The 19,043-nt window shown below is 63.7% G+C and carries 19 protein-coding genes; 15 read left to right on the forward strand and 4 right to left on the reverse strand.

The features are described 5' to 3' along the window. Positions 1 to 124 precede the first annotated feature (124 nt). From FXB40_RS07740 to FXB40_RS07770, 7 genes are read left to right on the forward strand one after another with little or no spacing between them, the layout of a single operon-like run. Positions 125 to 1,777 carry a fatty acid--CoA ligase gene (locus tag FXB40_RS07740; RefSeq protein WP_148771611.1) on the forward strand — a complete coding sequence of 551 codons (1,653 nt, stop codon included), beginning with the start codon at positions 125 to 127 and terminating at the stop codon, positions 1,775 to 1,777. A gap of 33 nt (positions 1,778 to 1,810) precedes the next feature. Next, positions 1,811 to 2,290 carry a MaoC family dehydratase gene (locus FXB40_RS07745; protein WP_148771612.1) on the forward strand — a complete coding sequence of 160 codons (480 nt, stop codon included), beginning with the start codon at positions 1,811 to 1,813 and terminating at the stop codon, positions 2,288 to 2,290. Beyond that, positions 2,287 to 3,987: an alpha/beta fold hydrolase gene (locus FXB40_RS07750; RefSeq protein ID WP_148771613.1), complete on the forward strand. Its 1,701-nt coding sequence runs from the start codon at positions 2,287 to 2,289 to the stop codon at positions 3,985 to 3,987. The genes FXB40_RS07745 and FXB40_RS07750 overlap by 4 nt, the downstream gene beginning before the upstream one ends. Next, complete coding sequence (phaZ, locus tag FXB40_RS07755) at positions 3,980 to 4,909, forward strand: poly(3-hydroxyalkanoate) depolymerase (protein WP_246207451.1); 930 nt, start codon at positions 3,980 to 3,982, stop codon at positions 4,907 to 4,909. Before FXB40_RS07750 ends, phaZ begins: the two co-directional genes overlap by 8 nt. Beyond that, complete coding sequence (locus tag FXB40_RS07760; RefSeq protein ID WP_148771615.1) at positions 4,906 to 5,334, forward strand: phasin family protein; 429 nt, start codon at positions 4,906 to 4,908, stop codon at positions 5,332 to 5,334. The genes phaZ and FXB40_RS07760 overlap by 4 nt, the downstream gene beginning before the upstream one ends. 30 nt (positions 5,335 to 5,364) lie before the next feature. Continuing rightward, the gene (locus FXB40_RS07765; protein WP_148771616.1) at positions 5,365 to 6,582 is read left to right on the forward strand and encodes an acyl-CoA dehydrogenase family protein; all 1,218 of its coding nucleotides are present in this window, start codon (positions 5,365 to 5,367) and stop codon (positions 6,580 to 6,582) included. Between the two features lie 57 nt (positions 6,583 to 6,639). Beyond that, positions 6,640 to 8,184 (forward strand): acetolactate synthase large subunit, encoded by a 1,545-nt coding sequence (locus FXB40_RS07770; RefSeq protein WP_148771617.1) that lies wholly within the window; start codon positions 6,640 to 6,642, stop codon positions 8,182 to 8,184. Positions 8,185 to 8,205: 21 nt separating this feature from the next. On the opposite strand, the gene FXB40_RS07775 is transcribed toward FXB40_RS07770, so the two are convergent. Further along, entirely contained in the window at positions 8,206 to 8,670 is a 465-nt protein-coding gene (locus tag FXB40_RS07775) for a nuclear transport factor 2 family protein (protein ID WP_148771618.1), read from the reverse strand. 226 nt (positions 8,671 to 8,896) lie between these two features. Here FXB40_RS07775 and FXB40_RS07780 point away from each other — a divergent pair, with 226 nt between their 5' ends. Further along, a complete protein-coding gene (locus FXB40_RS07780; RefSeq protein WP_148771619.1) occupies positions 8,897 to 9,343 on the forward strand; it encodes an Rrf2 family transcriptional regulator in 447 nt (148 codons plus the stop codon). 129 nt (positions 9,344 to 9,472) lie between these two features. Continuing rightward, positions 9,473 to 10,117 carry an NADPH-dependent F420 reductase gene (locus tag FXB40_RS07785; RefSeq protein ID WP_148771620.1) on the forward strand — a complete coding sequence of 215 codons (645 nt, stop codon included), beginning with the start codon at positions 9,473 to 9,475 and terminating at the stop codon, positions 10,115 to 10,117. Between the two features lie 38 nt (positions 10,118 to 10,155). Here the strand turns inward: FXB40_RS07785 and FXB40_RS07790 are convergent, their stop codons facing one another. Further along, positions 10,156 to 10,938 (reverse strand): IclR family transcriptional regulator, encoded by a 783-nt coding sequence (locus tag FXB40_RS07790; RefSeq protein WP_148771621.1) that lies wholly within the window; start codon positions 10,936 to 10,938, stop codon positions 10,156 to 10,158. 114 nt (positions 10,939 to 11,052) lie between these two features. On the opposite strand from FXB40_RS07790, the gene FXB40_RS07795 reads away from it, so the two are divergent. The 6 genes from FXB40_RS07795 to pqqA all read left to right on the forward strand — a co-directional run bounded on the left by FXB40_RS07795 (position 11,053) and on the right by pqqA (position 16,647). Beyond that, positions 11,053 to 11,409, forward strand: a complete 357-nt coding sequence (locus FXB40_RS07795) for a VOC family protein (RefSeq protein ID WP_148771622.1) — start codon at positions 11,053 to 11,055, stop codon at positions 11,407 to 11,409. Positions 11,410 to 11,454: 45 nt separating this feature from the next. Beyond that, positions 11,455 to 12,483 carry an LLM class flavin-dependent oxidoreductase gene (locus FXB40_RS07800; protein WP_148771623.1) on the forward strand — a complete coding sequence of 343 codons (1,029 nt, stop codon included), beginning with the start codon at positions 11,455 to 11,457 and terminating at the stop codon, positions 12,481 to 12,483. A gap of 35 nt (positions 12,484 to 12,518) precedes the next feature. Beyond that, on the forward strand, positions 12,519 to 13,619 hold the full coding sequence (locus tag FXB40_RS07805) for a flavin reductase (protein ID WP_148771624.1): 1,101 nt from the start codon (positions 12,519 to 12,521) through the stop codon (positions 13,617 to 13,619). Positions 13,620 to 13,622: 3 nt separating this feature from the next. Then, positions 13,623 to 15,383: an alpha/beta fold hydrolase gene (locus FXB40_RS07810; protein WP_148771625.1), complete on the forward strand. Its 1,761-nt coding sequence runs from the start codon at positions 13,623 to 13,625 to the stop codon at positions 15,381 to 15,383. Positions 15,384 to 15,433: 50 nt separating this feature from the next. Then, complete coding sequence (locus FXB40_RS07815; RefSeq protein ID WP_148771626.1) at positions 15,434 to 16,222, forward strand: enoyl-CoA hydratase/isomerase family protein; 789 nt, start codon at positions 15,434 to 15,436, stop codon at positions 16,220 to 16,222. A 344-nt stretch (positions 16,223 to 16,566) separates the two neighbouring features. Further along, positions 16,567 to 16,647 (forward strand): pyrroloquinoline quinone precursor peptide PqqA, encoded by an 81-nt coding sequence (gene pqqA / locus FXB40_RS07820; RefSeq protein ID WP_009031067.1) that lies wholly within the window; start codon positions 16,567 to 16,569, stop codon positions 16,645 to 16,647. Positions 16,648 to 16,854: 207 nt separating this feature from the next. Here pqqA and FXB40_RS07825 read toward each other — a convergent pair whose 3' ends face one another. Both FXB40_RS07825 and FXB40_RS07830 read right to left on the reverse strand, forming a co-directional pair. Continuing rightward, positions 16,855 to 17,844, reverse strand: coding sequence for an AraC family transcriptional regulator (locus FXB40_RS07825; RefSeq protein WP_148771627.1), 990 nt, complete (start codon positions 17,842 to 17,844; stop codon positions 16,855 to 16,857). A 208-nt stretch (positions 17,845 to 18,052) separates the two neighbouring features. Then, complete coding sequence (locus tag FXB40_RS07830) at positions 18,053 to 18,901, reverse strand: amidohydrolase family protein (RefSeq protein ID WP_148771628.1); 849 nt, start codon at positions 18,899 to 18,901, stop codon at positions 18,053 to 18,055. Between the last annotated feature and the right edge of the window lie 142 nt (positions 18,902 to 19,043).

Below are 19,043 nucleotides of genomic sequence, written 5' to 3' on the forward strand. Positions count from 1 at the left end.
GCGCGAGGCTTGTGCTCGTGTCGTACGACGAGCTCGTCGTGAGGCAAGTCGGCCTGCGATCCGCGCGCTCAGAACTGCGGACGCGACCAGGGGCCGCGGGGATGAGACGTCGAGGGAGGCCGCCATGGTGGGAAGGCTGATTCAGACCGCCAAATCCGCTTATCAGTTCCCTTTGATCTTCAAGCAGTTGTGGCACACGCCGCTGGTGCAGGCACCGAACCAGGAGATCGTGTATCGCGATCTCAGGCGCTTCACCTATCGCCAGATCAGGGATCGAATCGGCCGTCTGGCGTCGGCCTTGAGCAAAGCGGGCGTAGAGGCCGGCGACACCGTCGGCGTCCTCGACTGGGACAGCCATCGTTTCCTCGAGGCATTCTTCGCGATCCCGATGATGGGGGCCGTGCTCCAGACGGTGAACGTTCGCCTGTCGCCCGAACAGATCGCCTACACCATCGATCATGCCGGGTCGTCGACGCTTCTCGTGAACGATGAGTTCGTCGGACTGCTGGAGGGATTGAAGTCGCAATTGCCCAAGGTCAAGCGGCTGATCGTGATGTCGGATGCGCCCGTGCCGCAGACCGGCAGCCTGTCCTTCATCGGCGAATATGAGAACCTGTTGTCCGCAGCTTCACCCGACTACGACTTTCCCGACTTCGACGAGAACACGCAGGCGACCACCTTCTACACGACCGGCACGACCGGACTGCCGAAGGGGGTCTATTACAGCCACCGCCAACTCGTGCTCCATACGCTGGCCGGGCTTGCGATGTTCGGGATCGCGGGGACGCAGGGCCGCTTCTCGCGTGACGACGTCTACATGCCGATCACGCCGATGTTCCACGTCCACGCCTGGGGTTTTCCCTGGTCGGCGACACTCGCCGGGGCCAAGCAGGTCTATCCCGGGCGCTACGAGCCGGCGATGCTGGTCAAGTTGATCAAGGATGAAGGCGTGACCTTCACCCACGGCGTGCCGACTATTTTGAGGATGTTGCTCGAGGCCGCCGCCAAGGCGAATGTCGATCTGAAGGGTCTCAAGATGGTGATCGGAGGCTCGGCCTTGCCGAAGGCGCTGGCGAAACAGGCGCTCGCCGCAGGCATCGACATCTTCGCAGGTTACGGGATGTCGGAGACCGGCCCCCTGGCAGCCGTATCCCATGTCAGATCAAAGGACCTCTCCGGCGACTCGGAGGGGGAGGTTGAGTTCCGCACTCGCGCCGGCATGGCAGGGCCGCTGGTCGATCTGCGCATCGTCGACGACGACATGAAGGACGTACCGCATGACGGCAAGTCCTCCGGAGAGATCGTCCTGCGCGCGCCCTGGCTCACACAAGGCTACTTCAACAATCCTGAAAGCTCCGAGCAGCTCTGGGCCGGAGGTTATCTGCACACCAGCGACATCGCGGTGGTCAGCCCGGACGGCTACGTGCACATCACCGATCGCATGAAGGACGTCATCAAGACTGGCGGCGAATGGGTGTCGTCCTTGCAGATCGAGGATCTGATCTCGCAATGCGCCGGCGTATCCGATGCGGCCGTCATCGGCGTCAAGGACGACAAATGGGGCGAGCGCCCGCTGGCGCTCGTGGTCAAGCAGGCGTCGGAGACGAACGACGTCAGCGCCACGATCATCAAGGATCATCTCAAAGTCTTCGCGGACAAGGGCGTCATCTCGAAATACGGCATTCCGGAGCAGATCCTCTTCATCGAAACGATCCCCAAGACCAGCGTCGGCAAGATCAACAAGAAGCTGCTGCGCGAGCGCTACGGGAACATGTAGCCGTCCGCCGCAGCCACGAACGAGGAGGAAAAATTGAGCAACCTCACTCTCGCCGGTTTAAACGAACGGGTCGGGCAGGAGCTCGGCCTCTCCGGCTGGGCTACGATCGATCAGGCGCGCATTGACACGTTTGCAGCCTGTACCGGCGATCATCAATGGATTCATGTCGACGTCGCGCGGGCGAAGCGCGAGAGCCCTTTCCGTGGCCCGGTCGCGCACGGCTATCTGACGCTCGCGATGGTGGCCCCGCTCGCCATGGAGATCGGCATCATTCCGCGCGATGCCGCGGCCGGACTGAACTACGGGATCGACAAGGTTCGCTTCCTCGCGCCGGTGCCGGCCGGCGCGCGCGTGCGGCTGCGCGTCGTGCTCGCAGGACTCGAACCGAAGGACGGCGGTCAGGTGATCATGCGAACCCAGAATACGCTCGAAGTCGAGGGGGCGGAGAAGCCGGCTCTGGTTGCCGAGACGCTGTCGCTTCTGATCCCGGCGGCGGGGGCACGACGACAATGAATGCCGAAAACCGCCAGCAAGTTCCACCTGCCGAAGGCATCTCTGAAGATGCGTCGCGCAATACACTTGCGCTCAATCCTCTCGTCGGACTTCGGAGCGAGGATCTCCTGGAGAGTGCGGGTGTCCTGTTCAAGGCTGTCGTCAACGAGCCGAAGGTGGCGGCGGAGCAATGGCTGTCCTTTCTCGGTGAGCTCGGCTCCATCGCGGCCGGCAAGTCGGAGCGGGCGCCGCGGACCGGCGACCGGAGATTTTCCGATGCCTCCTGGAAGGAGAGCTCGCTGCACGGCGGCTTGCTCAAGGCCTATCTCGCCTGGGGCGACGCCGTCAGCGGCTTCGTCGACAAGACGAGCCTGAGCGACATCGACAAGGCGCGCGCGCATCTGGTCACGGAAATCCTGATCGACGCCGTCGCGCCTACCAACGCGATGCTGACCAATCCGGCGGCGATGCGCAAATTCGTCGACACCGGCGGCCGCAGTGTCTGGCAGGGACTGAAGAACTATGTCGACGATCTCACCCGGAACGGCGGCATGCCGTCGATGGTCGACCGCAGCGCCTTCAAGGTCGGCGAGAATCTCGCGACCACGCCGGGCGCGGTGGTTCTCCGCAACGAGCTGCTGGAGCTGATCCAGTACACGCCGACGACGTCGAAGGTCTGGAAACGACCGCTGGTGATTACGCCGCCGCAGATCAACAAGTACTACGCGCTCGATCTCTCGCCCGACAAGAGCATGGTCCGCTTCCTGCTCGAGAGCGGCATTCAGGTGTTCTGCGTGAGCTGGCGCAATCCGACCGCCGCCGATCGCGACCTCGGCCTCGACAGCTACGTCGCGGCGCTCGACGAAGCCGTCGACGTCGCGCGCGAGGTGAGCGGAAGCGACGATATCTCCATGATGGGTTCCTGCTCCGGCGGCATCACCTCGACGGCGTATTTCGCGACGCTGGGCAATGCTGCTGAGAAGATCAGGAACATGGTTCTGGCCGTCTGCCTGCTCGACCCGAACACGGCCGACGAGAGTGCATTCGGCTGCCTGATGACGCCGGACACGATGCGGGCCGCCAAGGAGACCTCGCGGCTCCGCGGGCTGGTCGATGGTCACGAATTGGCGCGGATGTTCGCCTGGATGAGGCCGAACGATCTGATCTGGAATTACTGGGTCAACAACTATCTGCTCGGCAACCAACCGCCGGCCTTCGATATCCTGTACTGGAACGCCGATACGACCCGGCTGCCGGCGCGTTTGCATGGTGACTACCTCGACCTGTATTTCACCAACCCGTTCGTCAATGCCGGAAAGCTCACGCTGAACGGCAGGACGATCGACATGGGCGAGGTCAAGGCCGACTGCTACGTCGTGGCGGGTGTGACCGACCACATCACGCCGTGGAAGGGCGTGCACAGGACGGCCCAGATCATGGGGGCGAACACGACCTTCGTGCTCTCGAACAGCGGTCATCTCCAGAGCCTGCTCAATCCGCCAACCAATCCGAAGGCGTCGTTCATGATCGGCTCCGTCAATCCGGCCGGACCAGAAGCATTCCTGGCCGCCTGCGAGAAGCGGAAGGGAAGCTGGTGGCTCGACTGGCGGGACTGGCTCCACGCCCGCTCAGGCGATGAGGTCGACGCACCGGCCTCGCTCGGCAGCGGGCGCCATCCCGTCCTTGCTCCAGCCCCGGGGACATACGTCTTTGAGTGACATAACCACAGAAGCGCGCCCCGCCAAGGACGCCGCGACCGGGACGCCGGGCGAGATCGAGGTGCGGCAAATCGCGATCGACGGGCAATCGCTTCGGGTCGCCATCAGGCATGGTCGCGGGCCGCAACCGCCGCTGTTGCTGTTCAACGGGATCGGCGCCAATTGGGAATTGACGAAGCCGCTGCTCGAGGCGCTTACGCGCACGACGGCGATCATCTTCGACGTGCCAGGCGTCGGTGCTTCGCCGAGACCACGCCTTCCGTATCGCCCGTCGACGCTGGCGCGGCTGGCCGCGGATCTCGTCGCCGAGTTGGGGTACAAGGAGATCGACGTCGCGGGCGTCTCCTGGGGCGGCGGGATCGCGCAGCAATTCGCGCATCAATATCCGAAGCTCTGCCGGCGGTTGGTGCTGGCCGCGACGGCGCCCGGATTCACCATGGTGCCGGCGAGCCCCGCGGTGCTGTGGAAGATGGCGACGCCCCGTCGCTACACCGACAAGAGCTACATGAACAGGATCGCCGCGGACATCTATGGCGGCGCATTTCGCGGCGACCCATCGCTGATCGGCCGGCACGCCGGAGCGATGCATGGTGCGCGAACTCTCGGCTATTTGTATCAGCTCCTCGCGATGGCCGGCTGGACCAGCCTGCCATGGCTTTGGTCGCTGCGACAACCGACGCTCGTGCTGACGGGCAGCGACGATCCCCTGGTCCCTCCGATCAACGGCCATATCCTGGCGAGCCTGATCCCGAACGCCGACCTCCGCATGATCGATGACGGACACCTGTTCATGGTGACGCGGCCGGCGGAGACCGCGGCATTGATCGAGGATTTTCTGGGCGGCGGCATCGCAGATCTCGTTCCGGCATCGAAAGACGGGCGCCACCATTCCAAGGCAGAGCAACAAGGGAGGACATCATGACGGATACGGCCTCATACATCGACATGCTGAGGAAGTTCGGCAGCGATCTCGGTCTGCCCAAGCTGAACGTGGATGAGCTGCTCCAGGCACAGAAGAAGAATATCGACGCCCTCGGCGAAAGTGCGAAGGTGGCCGCGCAAGGTGCGCAGTCGGTGGCGCAGAAGCAGCGCGAGGTGCTGGAGGCCGGCCTCAGGGAAGCCGAAACACTCGCGCGCCAATACAAACCGCTCGGCCAGATGCACGAGAACGTCGCGTTGCAGACCGAATTTGCGCGAAAAGTGTTCGAGATCGCCGTCGATGGCGCGCGGGAGAGCGCATCGACCGCGCGGCAATCGACGACAGACGCGGTGAAGATCATCCAGGACCGCGTCAAGCAGAGCCTGGAGGAGATCCGCGCCAGCGTTCGCCCGAACAAGTCGGCCTGACGCCACCATCCGCGCGGCAGGGAGGAAACCATGGCGAACCCGCAGGCGACACGAACGGGACGACCCGACTATGTGCCACCGCCGATCGACGGTGACTTCTATGGAATTGCGAACGTGATGAGCGAGAGCGAGCGCGCGCTGCTCCGGCGCGTTCGCGCGTTCACGGAAGGCGCGGTCGCGCCCGTGATCGAGGAGTATTGGGGGCGGGACGAATTCCCGTTCGCGATCGTTCCGAAGATGGCCGAGATCGGCGTCGGTGGTGTCGGCTACCAGGGCTATGGTGCGGCGGGCGGGAGCTGGCTGTTGAATGGCCTTGTCGCGATGGAGCTGGCCCGGGTCGATGCGTCGGTCGCGACGTTCTGGGGCGTGCACACTGGCCTGTCGGCAGGCTCGATCTATCTGTGCGGTGACGAAGAGCAGAAGCAGCGCTGGCTGCCGCCGATGATGCGCTTCGAGAAGATCGGCTCGTTCGGGCTGACGGAGCCCTTGGTTGGCTCGGCGACGTCGGGCGGCATGCTGACGACCTGCCGACGCGAGGGCGACGTCTGGATCCTCAACGGCCAGAAGAAATGGATCGGCAACGCCACCTTCGCCGAGATCAACGTGATCTGGGCGCGCGAGGAGGGGACAAACCAGGTCAAGGGCTTTGTCGTCGGCAAGGACAATCCGGGCTTCTCGGTCGAAAAGATCAGGACCAAGATGGCGCTTCGCGTCGTGCAGAATGGGTTGATCACCCTGAAGGACTGCCGTGTGCCGGAGGCAGATCGTCTCCAGAATGCCAACACCTTCAAGGACACCGCCAAGGTCCTGCGCATGACCCGCACCGGGGTGGCATGGTTCGCGGTCGGCTGCCAGATGGGTGCCTACGAGCACGCGCTGCGTTACGCGACCGAGCGGATCCAGTTCGGACGGCCGATCGGCGGCTTCCAGCTCGTGCAGGATCTCCTGGTGCGGATGCTCGGCAACGTCACATCGACCCAGGCGATGATGCTGCGTCTTGCCCAGCTTCAGGACGAAGGCGTGATGCGCGACGAGCATGCGTCGCTGGCGAAGGCATTCTGCACCGTCAAGTGTCGCGAGACGGTCGGCTATGCACGCGAACTGCTCGGCGGCAACGGCATCCTGCTCGAGAACCATGTCGGGCGGTTCGTCGCCGATGCCGAGGCGATCTATTCCTATGAGGGCACCAGGGAGATGAATACGCTGATCGTCGGCAAGGCGATCACCGGGCTGAGTGCGTTCGTCTGACCGGACGGAAATCTGGGGGGCATCATAGCAGGGGCGATTAACAGACGGGGAAGCGGCATGAATGGCGCGGAAAGTCTCTTGCGAACGCTGGTCGGATCGGGCGTCGAGGTCTGTTTCGGCAACCCCGGCACATCGGAAATGCACTTCGTCGCCGCGCTCGACAGGGTCGAGGGCATGCGGGCCGTGCTCGGCCTGTTCGAAGGCGCGGTAACCGGCATGGCCGACGGCTATGGTCGCATGGCGGAGAAGCCAGCCGCGACCCTGCTCCACCTCGGGCCGGGACTCGCCAATGGTCTTGCCAATCTGCACAACGCGCGTCGCGCGGCGACGCCGATCGTCAATGTCGTGGGCGACCACGCCACCTATCACGCGCAGTACGACGCGCCGCTCGCATCGGACGTTCACGGATTTGCCCGGCCGGTCTCCGGCTGGGTGCACTCGTCGGCGAGCGCCAGGACCGTCGCTGCGGATGGAGCGCGGGCGGTGCAGGCCGCGCTGCAATGTCCCGGTCAGATCGCGACGTTGATCCTGCCTGCTGACACGGCCTGGATGGAGGCCGATCGGCCGGCGCCAGCTTTGCCGAGGCCCGTGCCGACTGTGGTTTCCACCGAGGCGGTTGACCAGGCTGCCGCGGCGCTCAAGTCAGGTCGCAAGACCATGCTGCTGATCCGTGGAGCCGCACTCAGGGAGCGCGGACTGAGCGCCGCGGGCGGTATCGCCGCGGCGACCGGCGCGCGGATCGCATGCGATACTTTCGCGCCACGCTGCCAGCGCGGCGCCGGGCGCGTGGCGGTCGAGCGAATCCCGTATTTCGCCGAGCAGATCGTCGAATTCATGAAAGGAACAGAGCAACTGATCCTGGTCGGCGCGAGCCCGCCTGTGAGCTTCTTCGCATATCCGAACAAGCCGTCCTGGTGCACGCCCGATGACTGCAAAATTATCTATCTTGCGCATGCTCACGAGGATGGTCCGGCGGCGCTGGAGGCTCTCGCGGAATCTGTGAAGGCGGCCAGGCAGGCGTTGCATGTCGGTCCACTGAGCCGGCCCGATATTCCGTCCGGACCGCTCAATCCGCAGACGGCCGGACAGGTCATCGCTCATTTCCTCCCCGAAGGTGCCATCATCTCCGACGAGGGCGCGACAGCAGGCGGAGGTATGCATCGATTTGCGGCGACGATCGCACCGCACGACCATCTTGCCTTGACCGGCGGCGCGATCGGGCAGGGCATTCCGGTCGCCACCGGCGCCGCGGTGGCCTGTCCGGACCGCAAGATTGTCTGCCTCCATGGCGACGGCGGGGCGATGTACACGCTGCAGGCGCTCTGGACGCAGGCGCGGGAATCGCTCGACGTCGCGACGGTGATCTTTGCCAACCGTTCCTATGCGATCCTGAACATCGAGCTTGCGCGGGTCGGCGCCGGAGATCCGGGGCCGAAAGCCTTTTCGATGCTGGATCTGCACAATCCCGAGCTCGATTGGGTCAAGCTCGCGTCCGGCATGGGCGTGGACGCGAGCCGGGCGACCTCGGTTGGCGAATTCGCGAGCCAGTTCGGCAGCGCCATGCAGAATCGCGGTCCTCGCCTGATCGAGGTCGTGCTTTAGCTCGCCGGAGCGCGATCGCTCTCATGCAAGCGCGCGCTGCTCGATCCAATCGACGTAAAGCCGACGCTCAGCAAACAGCCACGCGCCGTCCATCTTCACGAACGTATCGAGGTAGCGGAGCGAGGCGACCATCAAGCGGCGTTGTCCGCCGTCGACGATGACATGATGAGCCAGGCAATACGTCTCCCCTGTGCCACGTTCGCTCGTCAGCGTGAAGAGCGTGCTCTGTCCGAGGAAGTGCGTCGTGGCATCGTACGTGTTCAGCTCCGCGAAGACCGGAGCAAGTTCTGCGCGAGCGTGCAGCTCCTGCGAGGGCGTCGGATCCTTGGCGTTCATGTACACCACGAAATGGGTGTCTTCGGTGAAGAGGGACATTTGCCCGATCGCATCGCGACGGTCGGCGCAATGCGCATAGGCTTCGACGAGCTCCCGTATGGCGAGGCGATCCGCCGCTTCGCCGGGGGAGATGGCAACGTGCTTGCTCATGGGCAGATATCCTTTGAGTCAGGGGGCGATCAGATCGGCTGGTCAAACTGCCGCATTTGCGAGCGTGGTCTTGGACAAAGTCTTGGACAAAACTGCTCCTGCCGGAGCCGCCTTCGGCGGTGGGCGCGGCCGGCGGATCCTCGTCGGGCGCCGGCAGGCGTCATCTTAGCCCTTGACATGCCCTTGTGTATGTAATAGCGATGGTGACACACTTTCGGAATCGGTCATGCCAACCAGTACACGCTTCGCTGTCGCCGTTCATACGCTCGCCGCGCTTGCGGTCAGCGACGGCAGGCCGATGCGGTCTGAGGATCTGGCCTATTCCGCCAATACCAGTCCTGTCGTGATCCGCAGCCTGTTGTCGCGCCTGAGCGAGGCAGGTCTGACCCGCTCGCAGCTCGGGACGGGCGGTGGGGCGCTGCTGGCGAAACCCGCGGCCAAAATTCGACTGCTCGACGTCTATGAGGCCGTCGAGGACACCGAGCTGTTCTCGTTGCATCGGACGCCGCCCTGCGAGAGCTGTGCGGTCGGAGGCAACATCCTGGAGGCGATGGAGCCGACGCTGATGCGCGCGCGCAAAGCACTCGAGAACGAGCTGGCAAAGGTCACGATCGCCGCCATCGCTGCCGAGGTCGCGCGCCTCGGGAAATTCAGCATTCCGCTGGAGTGGTGATCCTCTTTTTGTCGTTAAATGTAATCATGTCACCGACACACAGTTTAATGCGAGCCGCGCTGGGTTCGGCTGCATAGGGGCGCTGCCGTTCCGGAGTCATTCCGCCCCGTTCATCAACAGGAGCAAACAATGAGCATTGGCATTATCGGGGCGGGCGCCCTCGGTTCCAGCGTGGCCCGACTGCTGGCAAGAGGCGGGATTGCGGCGACGATCGCAAACAGCCGGGGCCCGGAGTCGCTGAAAGATCTCGTCGCGGAGCTTGGTCCGTCGATCAAGGCCGGTACCGCCAGGGAAGCCGCCGGCGCCAATATCGTCGTGGTGGCTGTGCGTTGGGTCGATCTCGAAACAGTGCTGGAACGTCTGCCCGCCTGGGATGGCCGTACCGTCATCGACGCGACCAATCCCGTCGAGTTCCTCGAGCCGGACTCCCCCGACGCCAGGGACCCGAACAATCCGCTCGCCGCCTATGGCATCAAGGCGATCGATCTCGACGGCAAGCATTCCAGCGAGGTGTTCCGCGGATACGTTCCTGGCGCGCGCGTCGTCAAGGCCTTCAACCATCTCGACGCGCGCGTGCTGTCGGAGCCGGTGGTGTCGGGCGGGCAGCGCACCCTTTTCTACTCGGGCGACGATGCCGGGGCGAAGGCCGCCGTTCGCAAGATCATCGAACAGGTCGGTTATTTCCCGGTCGACCTCGGCGCGCTCGATGCGGGCGGACCTCTGGCCTCGCTGCCGTTCGGTTCGCTTGCGGCCGTCAATTTCATCAAGACCTGACATTCGATGATTCTCGCCAGAGCCGCTTCGGCAAGCAGCTAGTCGCGGCTTTCGATCTTGCCGCCAAGCGCCTGCGTCGCGCTGGCGGCGCTGGCGAGCAGCGCCTTCACCTGATCGCTCGACGGCTCGACCTTCATCGAGGCCCGGGTGCCGGCGAGGCTCAGTGTGAAACGAACATCGCCATTCCAATCCACGATCGGCGCCGCGATGGAGACATAGCCGGTGAGGTCGGATCGGACGATTGTCGTATAGCCCTTTCGCTTCAGCTCACGGCTTGCATCATCCCTGAATTTTCCGGCATCGACTTTGCCGCCGAACACGGCCTCCCATTCCTGCGTGATCAGATGCGCCGTCAGGTTTGGCGGTAGCCGGGCGGCGTAGATCTTCCCCGCTGCAGAACTCAGCATCGGGATCAGTCCGGTGCGAAATTCGAACGCGCCGCGCTGGTCGCCGTCCTGCTTGAACAGGCTGAGCGGGCCGTCGTCGGTCCATGTGGTGACGGCCGCGCTTCGCCGCGTGATGTCGCGCAGATTGGTGACCTCGCGGCGGACGATCTCGAAACCGTCGATCTGCTGGATTGCGCTGACGCCGAGCGAGAGCGCCGCAGGCCCAAGGCGATAGTGGCCCGGCTTCTCGTCCGCCGCGGCGAGCCCGATCCTGACGAGGCTCACGAGATAGTTATTGGCGGCGCTGGTCGTCAGGTCCGCCAGCGGCGCGATGTCCTTCAGCGCCATCGCCTGCTGACTGCCCTGCATAACATTCAGAATCCGAAAGGCAATTTCCACCGACTGAATGCCGCGGCGCGGCTTCTTCTCCTGCATCTGCTTCCTTCGACCGGTTCAGTTAATCGAGATTGACACAAACGAAAGTCGCGAGCACTATACAACAATAAAATATGTATTCAACAGTATTGAATATGAGGGAAGGAGACGGAAATGCCCCTCGGTGCCATCCGCAGCATCTACACGGTCGCCAACGATATGGATCTCATGCAGGCCTTCTACGCAGAGGCGCTGGAGCTCCCGCTGGCATTTCGGGATCGCGACCAGTGGTGCCAGTTCAAGATCGGGCAGCTCGCGTTCGCGCTGAGCTCACCATCCGAAGCGGCCACCGGCGCGCGCGGGAGTGTGGTCGTGTTCGGCGCGACCGACGTGGCTCAATTGGCGCAGCGGATCGAGCGGCTCGGTGGGCTGCACCTGTCGAGCCGCGACATGGGTTCGCACGGCAGCGTCGCGACGTTCGCCGACCCCGAAAACAATCTGTTCCAGATCCACGTTCGGCAAAGCACCTAGCTGCGGCCGCGTATCAATCGTGCCACCTGAGAAAGGATATTCATCATGAAGTTCGGCGTCTTCGATCAGAACGACCGCTCGGGTCTGCCGCTAGCCGAGCAGTACGAGAACCGGCTTGCGCTCGCCGAGCTCTATGATCGGCTCGGCTTTCACTGCTTCCACATGAGCGAGCACCACGGCACGCCGCTGAGCACGACGCCGTCGCCCAGCGTATGGATGGCGGCTCTGTCGCAGCGGACCAGGAGATTGCGGCTATGTCCGCTGGTCTATCTGTTGCCGACCTACAATCCCGCGCGTCTCTATGAAGAGATCTGCATGCTCGATCATTTGAGCGGCGGCCGGTTCGAGTTCGGGATTGGGCGCGGCGCCTCGCCGCACGAGCTCGACGCGCTCGGGATCGAATCCGCGAAGGCGGCGAAGATGTACGCGGAGGCCTTCGAAGCGATCCAGCGCTGCTTCGCGCAGGACTCGGTCACGACGACAGGCGAGTTCTGGAGCTTGAACGATTACGCGGTGGAAATGAAGCCGCTCCAGCGTCCGCATCCGCCGATGTGGTACGCGGTCGGTTCGCCCGATTCCGTGGTCTGGCCGGCGCGCAACGGCATGAATGTGGTCTGCGGTGGGCAGGTGTCCCGCGTGCGCGCGATTTCCGATCGTTATCGCGAGGAGATGGCTGCCGCCGGTCTACAGGGCAAAGCCTCTCCCCTCATCGGCGTCAATCGCTACATCATCGTCGGCGAGACCGACCACGATGCCCACGAGCTGGGTCGAAAGGCCTGGCCGGCGTTCTACGAAAATTTCATCAAGCTCTGGCGCAAGCACGGGACGCAGCCGGTCAACGCAAAACTGCCGCCCGCGTTCGACCAGCTCGTCGAATCCGGCCATGCGATCGCCGGCTCCGCCCGGACGGTCGCGCAAATCCTGTCCGACCAGGTCGCGCTCGGCGGGCTGAACTACGTGATCGGCAGCTTCATGTTCGGAACCATGCCGCACGCGGAAGCCGCGGCCTCGATCCGCCGCTTCGCCGAACAGGTGATGCCTGCGGTGAAGGCGGCCGAAGCGGTCGCCGCATGAGTGCACAAAACGGGTGAACGCTAAGGAGGTGGAAGATGGCTGATGCTCCTCTGTTCGACAACCGCGACCTGCGGCGCGTGCTCGGAACCTTTGTCACCGGCGTGACAGTGGTGACCACGACCGATGACGAAGGCAGATTCCATGGCGTCACCGCCAACTCCTTCAGCTCGGTGTCGCTTGATCCGCCGCTGGTGCTTTGGAGCCAGGCGGTTAAAAGTCATAGCCACCCGGCGTTCCTCAGGGCGGAACGCTTTGCCGTGAACATCCTCGCCGAGGATCAGATCGAGCTGTCACAACGGTTCGCAAAATCTTCTCATGAGAAGTTCGCCGGCATCGACGTCGATATCGGCGCCAGTGGCGTGCCGCTGCTCCGCGATTGCAGCGCCAGGCTCGAGTGCCGGGTCGTGTCGCGGGTGCCGGGCGGCGACCACACCATCTATGTCGGCGAGGTGCTTGCGATCGACCGCGCCGAACGCAAGCCGCTTGTCTTCGGCAACGGTCAATATCTGCTGGCTGATCCCCACGATATGGCTGACGGCGCATTGTCGCCCGGCCGCAAGCAGGCGCAACTCGCCGCGATGCGGCTCGGCACCCGCGCGATCGCGCGCCTTGCGAACCAATTCGACGAGACCATGGCGCTCGCGGTCTGGGGCACACACGGTCCAACCATCACCCATTGGGAGCCGGCGTCCGCGCCCGTCAGCGACGCGCTTCCCGTCGGATTGATATTGCCGGTCACCTCGACCGCAACCGGCCTGGCATTCGCCGCGCATCTTGCGCCTGAGGCCATCGCGCAGACGGGCTGGCCCGGCGAGGTCGCCATGTCCGACGCGGGTGATTGGGAGCTGCGTCTCGATGACGTCCGGCGGTCGGGACTCGCGAGGCAGGGGCTGGAAACCTTCTACCGTAGCGAGACCGTGATCAACGCACTCAGTGCGCCGGTGCTTGATGCGAGCGGCCAGGCGGTGCTGGCTCTGACCGCGGTCGGCGAGGCGAGCCGGTTTCGCGCGGATCTCGACGGCGTGTTCGCCCGCGCCCTTCGGCGGAGTGCGAAAGATCTGTCCCGCCGCCTCGGCTACCGCTCCGACGATGCGCTCGAGCCGGCCAGGCGGCTGGAGCTGGCTGCTGGAGCTTGATCGATGGCACCATTATCCGCTCTCGACACCGAACTTCTTACGCAGGACCTGCCCGGGCTTGCGCAGGTGGCCGTTGCGTCGCCGGTCTATTCCGGACAACGGGGGCAGATCGAATATCGCGTCGCCGGAGACGCGCGCAATCCCGCAGTACTGATGCTTCACGGGCTCGGCTCCAGCTCGGCCGGATACCGCGCCCAGCTTGCCGGCCTGTCGCGGGATTTTCATGTGATTGCCTGGAATGCGCCGGGCTTTGGCGGCAGTTCGCCCATCCACGGACAAGATGCGGGCATCGATGACTACGCGGACGCCGTGGAAGGGCTGCTGCGTGCGCTCCGGGTGCGGCGGCTTGCCGTCCTGGCCGGCAGCTCCTGGGGGAGCGTCGTGGCGCTGGCCTTCGCACGGCGCTATCCAGCGCTCGTCGACAGCCTCGTTCTTTCAGCCCCCAACGTCGCCAGAGGTCATCTCGTCGGCGACGCCCGCGCGGCCGAGCTCAACGCCTGGCTTCGCACGGCGGATATCGACATTCCGGTTTCACGCGCGGCCATCGCGGACAAGTTGCTGGCGCCAGACGCGCCACCGCAGGTCAGGCAGCATGTCGAGCGTTTGCGCGACGCCATGACGACCGAGGGCTGGCGACAGGCGATACAATCGCTTTTCACCATCTCAACGCCGGACATCATCTCCACAGTGCGGTGCCCGATGGCCATTCTCTCCGGCACGCTCGACCAGGTCGCGCCACATCGGGATCACGCGGCGCGGCTGCTCGCCGCGGCGCCTTCCGCGACGTCGCACCAATTCGAGGCTTGCGGTCACATGCTCAAGCTCGAGGCGCCCGCGAAATGCGGGCGTGCCGTTGCGATCTGGGCGATGGGTGCGAGCATCGGCGGCGGGATCGCACTTCTTGCTGGAGGAGCCATTCTTCACCTGGTCGGCGAGAACGGGGCCTATGTCGTGCCGGTGCTCGGGATCTCAATTCGCTCGTGGCAGCTCGTCATGATTGCCTGTGGCGTGATTGCGCTGCCCGTTGCCCTGCTCGTTTTCACGTTCCCGGAGCCGGCAAGACGATCAGCCGGCTCAAGCAAATCTGTCGCGTTCAAGGAAGCTCTCGAGGCGATCCGTGGCCGACGGCTGATCTTTACGCTGCTCTTTCTGGCCAATGCTTTGACGATCATGCTGTCGGTGGCCTATTCATCCTGGATTCCCGCGTTTCTCGGGCGAGTGTGGAAGATCCCGGCAGGCGAGATCGGCCTAACCTACGGTCTCATCGTGCTGTTGCTCAGCACCACGAGCCAACTCAGTGCGGGTTTTCTCGTCGACTGGGTCTACCGGCGGTATGGCCTGGCCGGTATCCCGGCGCTCGGAATTGCGATTTGCGCGTTGATCTTCGTGCCGGCCGTCTTGGCGCCTGCCGCCGGTTCTATCTCCGCGACCTGGTTTCTGCTGGCCGCTTTCAATCTCCTGGCCGCGAGCCTTTTCACCATCGGCACCTCGACGATCGTGCATCTGTCGCCAGGCTCGGTGATCGGGAAAATCACGGCCGTCCATTTCGCGTGGGTCGGCATCACGGGAACGGCGGTCGCGCCGACGCTCGTTGCTGTGATCGCCGATCGACTATTTGAGGGAACGCAGAGCGCTCTCGGCTCCGCGCTATCAACTGTCGGCGGTGGGCTGGCGATAGCCGGAGGGCTGTGTCTTCTCGCTGTCTATTGGCAGATGCGTCCCGGCCGTGACGTGCCATCGCTTGTTCCCGAGCGCGCGCGATGAGGGGACCGTTTCTGGAATCACAATATCAACATGTTGAAGGGAGGTCGAAAATGCAAGTGATCAGGTTCGAACAGAAAGACTCGGTCGGTCATATCGTACTCGCCAATCCGCCGAAAAATCTCATTGCATCGGACTTTTCGGACTCGCTCAAGCAGGCCGTCCACGAAGCCGGCGAGGCTGACATCAGGGCATTGCTGGTGAGGGCGGAAGGCCCCCATTTCAGCCAGGGCGGCGATGTGCTCGATTTCCTGGAGAAGAACGCCAGCCAGTTCCGGACCTTCATCGCCGAATGCAATCAGTCGTTCCGCGCCATCGAGGCCTTGCCGATTCCGACCGTCGCGGCCGTGCGTGGATCCGCATTCGGCGGTGCCTTCGAGCTCGCACTCGCCTGCGACTTCATCGTTGCGGCCGAAGACGCGGTGTTTCGCTGTATCGAGGCTTCGGTGGGATCTGCGCCCGTCGCCGGCGCGGTGCAGCGACTGGCGGAGCGGATCGGCCGTTCGCGCGCGGCCCGATACGCCATGCTTTGCGAGCCGATGTCGGGTGTCACCGCCGGCGAATTGGGTATCGCGATCATGGTGAAGCCCGCGGATGATGTCGAAGCGGCTGCGCTGAAATTCGCGCAGGATCTGTCGACCGGTCCGACGCGCTCATATGCCGCCATACGAACCCTGCTCAAGGCCTGGTCGGGCGGCGGCATACCGTCCGCCGATGCGATGATCCTGGATATCACCATGGCGCTCCACAGCTCCGAAGATGCGAGGCGTGGACGCACGGCGCGGGCTGAGGCCATCAAGAAGGGGATCGAGCCGCCGAAGATCGTCTTCACCGGCCGATGATGGAACGTCTCGCAGAACGCGGGAGAGAAACGGCGGCATCGAGCCGCCTGTCGTCTTTCACAAGTCCAACCAGCGCTGCCGGTACCTGCTGCTGGACGGAGCCCTGAAGCGGACATTCTGCTGGCCAAGAGCGGAATCGAAATTGAATGCCTGCTGGTGCTCAACGATGAAGCCCACACCTGCGATGTTGCGCTCTCCGGAAGGCCAGATCTGTGCAGCTTACGAAGGGATTATTCAAATCACGCAAGTTAAGAATCTCAAGCGATCCGCGGCGCCGCCCTTAGTGTATGTTAGAGGCACGGCAATCGCGCCGTATCCTCGTTGAAGCGTGTGGAGACCTCATGATCGCCTGGAAAACGCCAAAAATCGTCGAAGTGCCTGTGGGAATGGAAATCAACATGTACGCATGTGCGGCGCGGAAGTAACCATCGCCCGTGTGCCAACTCTGAAAAGGTGGAAGTTGGTCGTTTGCTCTGACAGGCTCGTCCTGTCGGCAACGGTCCTTCCGCCTTTTTGCATTGATTTATCCATCCGCTGCCCGGCGTCGGTCCCATGCTTCGCGTGATCGTTCTCGGAGCTGCAGCGGGAGGCGACCCCAGGTCGGTCTTTTCGCACTGCTGGTCAAACGAATCTTAGCGCGTCCGCATGAGCATCTCGGAAGGATAGTGGCCAAACCGCGCATGATATTGCGCGGCGAAGCGCCCCATTTGCGTGAAGCCCCATTTGAGTGCCACTTCGCCGACGGGCAGTCTGTTCTCCGACAGAGACAACTCCGCGCGGACCGCGTCTAGTCGGATCTGGCGCAAATATGCCGCCGGCGTTGCGTCTTTGAACGTCCGGAATCCCGCTTGCAATGAGCGCACGCTGATGCCTGCAGCCTCGGCGATGTCAATCATGGTCAGCGGCTGATGCATGTTGGCGTGCATGAAGTCGACGGCCCGCCTGACATACCGCGGGGCCGCCTGGAGCCGGTCGCGGTTCAACCGGAAGCTCAGGCGATGCGGCACGTGCTCGAAGATCAGTCGCAAAGCCGATTCAACGAGGAGCGACATCGCCAAAGGTGAACGCTCGGAGAGTCGTGCATCGAGCACGCCCGACGCGATGGTTTGCGCAAGCAGATTGAAGGTCGCACCTGCGCCGGTCGAAAGATCCAGGATCGGTGTGAGATCAAGCCTGCTCAATTTCGCGGCGTCGAACGTTGCCGAAAGCACCCTGGACACGGCTTCGACGTCAAACATCAGTGTGACGCTAGCGTACTCGCCATCGACGCAGCGCAGCTTGATGTGGTGCGACAGGGACGTGGGTGCGAGCAATGCGGTGAGTGGCGGTGCCGTCGACGCCCTCGTTCCTATTGTCGCGTCAGCAACTCCGGCAATTGGCAGGATGATGCTGAGATGTTCATCGTTCGCCCTCTTTGTCACGGCCCAATCGGCAGTGTATCTGTTCCTCCGAAACACGCCGAGTCCGGGCCAAACCGCGACATCCGACTTCCAGCGAAAGCTTTGGCGCGGACTTGGTGGTGACGCCTTGAACGTCGGAACTTGCGAATGAAAGGTTGCGAGTAAATCTTCGAACGCGGTGCCGGAAAGGGCGGCGGGTGCGTAGAAGGGATCGTGTTGCAAGATGATTTGCTCGCTGCGCTGACTAGCTGGTTACAGTTTCCGCACGCCTAAACCGGCATTTCAAGCGATCGCCGCATTGCATTGAGGCTTTTGGAAGACCGGTCTATCCGGTTTACGCAAGGCCTATTCAAATTACGCAGGCCGGGGGCTGGACGCAACTCCAAGAATCCCCTTCCACGGCTTGGCCGACCCGACCGGAAGGTCGAGTTCAGCTGGATGGCGAGAAGCCATAGAGCTCCGCCGGATTCTCGACCAGGATGCGCTGGCGGACGGCCTCGTCAGGAGCCCAGTCGAACAGGAGGTCGAGCAACGCCGCATCGTCCGGCAGATCCTGGACCGAAACGTGGGGCCAATTGCTGGCCCAGATCATGCGCTCCGGCACAGCTCTGATAGCAACTGTCGCCAGCGCGCCTACGTCTGGATAGAGTGGGGCGCCGGCCTTCGAGGTCTCATAGGCGCCCGCCAGCTTCAGCCAGGTCCGGCCACGGTCGATCAGATGAAGGATGGTCCGGAAACCGGGATGCTCGACCGGCACCGGCTCCAGGAACTTGCCGACATGGTCGATGATCAGCCTGCAAGGCAGCCGCTTCAACATCGCCTCACGTTCTGACAGCAGGCGGCCATCCATCTGCAATTGGATGAACCAGCCGAAGTTGGTGATGCGGGACGCGACCGGCTCCAGCGCGTCCCAAGGCAACGGACCGCCCGGCAGCATTTGGAAACGCGCGCCGCGAATGCCGGCGTCGGTCAGCTGCTGCAACTCGGCATCGCTGGCGTCCGGCCCGACGATCGCGACGCCGCGAGTCCTGTCGAGCCCGAGGGCCGCGATCGCCTCGACGGTACAGCTGTTGTCGGTGCCATAGGCAGTTGGCTGCACGACCACCGCACGGGTCAAGCCGAGGCGGCGCTGCACGGCGTCGATGTAGGCCGCGACGTTGGCCCAGGCCGGGCCGGGACCCGTCGCGGTCGGGGCCACAGGCTTGGTCGGGTCAAAGATATGAATGCGGCTGTCGCAGGTTTCGGGCGGAGCGATCAGTCGCGGTGGGGCCGCAGGCATGGCATTTTTTCTCCTGACCGAGAGGAATCAGATCCGCCCTGTCCATCGGTCCGCGTTGACGGGGCCCGGCGGAATCTCGCCGTGCACCAGGGGCTGTATCGTATCACGTAAGGAGGCTGCGGTCGCCGGTTGGGCAACCGCA

The organism is Bradyrhizobium rifense (assembly GCF_008123425.1).
GTDB lineage: Bacteria > Pseudomonadota > Alphaproteobacteria > Rhizobiales > Xanthobacteraceae > Bradyrhizobium > Bradyrhizobium rifense.

What these genes read in the sequence shown, in the direction of transcription:
- FXB40_RS07740 (WP_148771611.1), top strand. Translation starts at nt 125, where the DNA reads ATGGTGGGAAGGCTGATTCAGACCGCCAAATCCGCTTATCAGTTCCCT.
- FXB40_RS07750 (WP_148771613.1), top strand. Translation starts at nt 2,287, where the DNA reads ATGAATGCCGAAAACCGCCAGCAAGTTCCACCTGCCGAAGGCATCTCT.
- FXB40_RS07760 (WP_148771615.1), top strand. Translation starts at nt 4,906, where the DNA reads ATGACGGATACGGCCTCATACATCGACATGCTGAGGAAGTTCGGCAGC.
- FXB40_RS07765 (WP_148771616.1), top strand. Translation starts at nt 5,365, where the DNA reads ATGGCGAACCCGCAGGCGACACGAACGGGACGACCCGACTATGTGCCA.
- FXB40_RS07770 (WP_148771617.1), top strand. Translation starts at nt 6,640, where the DNA reads ATGAATGGCGCGGAAAGTCTCTTGCGAACGCTGGTCGGATCGGGCGTC.
- FXB40_RS07775 (WP_148771618.1), bottom strand. Translation starts at nt 8,670, where the DNA reads ATGAGCAAGCACGTTGCCATCTCCCCCGGCGAAGCGGCGGATCGCCTC.
- FXB40_RS07780 (WP_148771619.1), top strand. Translation starts at nt 8,897, where the DNA reads ATGCCAACCAGTACACGCTTCGCTGTCGCCGTTCATACGCTCGCCGCG.
- FXB40_RS07785 (WP_148771620.1), top strand. Translation starts at nt 9,473, where the DNA reads ATGAGCATTGGCATTATCGGGGCGGGCGCCCTCGGTTCCAGCGTGGCC.
- FXB40_RS07790 (WP_148771621.1), bottom strand. Translation starts at nt 10,938, where the DNA reads ATGCAGGAGAAGAAGCCGCGCCGCGGCATTCAGTCGGTGGAAATTGCC.
- FXB40_RS07795 (WP_148771622.1), top strand. Translation starts at nt 11,053, where the DNA reads ATGCCCCTCGGTGCCATCCGCAGCATCTACACGGTCGCCAACGATATG.
- FXB40_RS07800 (WP_148771623.1), top strand. Translation starts at nt 11,455, where the DNA reads ATGAAGTTCGGCGTCTTCGATCAGAACGACCGCTCGGGTCTGCCGCTA.
- FXB40_RS07805 (WP_148771624.1), top strand. Translation starts at nt 12,519, where the DNA reads ATGGCTGATGCTCCTCTGTTCGACAACCGCGACCTGCGGCGCGTGCTC.
- FXB40_RS07810 (WP_148771625.1), top strand. Translation starts at nt 13,623, where the DNA reads ATGGCACCATTATCCGCTCTCGACACCGAACTTCTTACGCAGGACCTG.
- FXB40_RS07815 (WP_148771626.1), top strand. Translation starts at nt 15,434, where the DNA reads ATGCAAGTGATCAGGTTCGAACAGAAAGACTCGGTCGGTCATATCGTA.
- FXB40_RS07830 (WP_148771628.1), bottom strand. Translation starts at nt 18,901, where the DNA reads ATGCCTGCGGCCCCACCGCGACTGATCGCTCCGCCCGAAACCTGCGAC.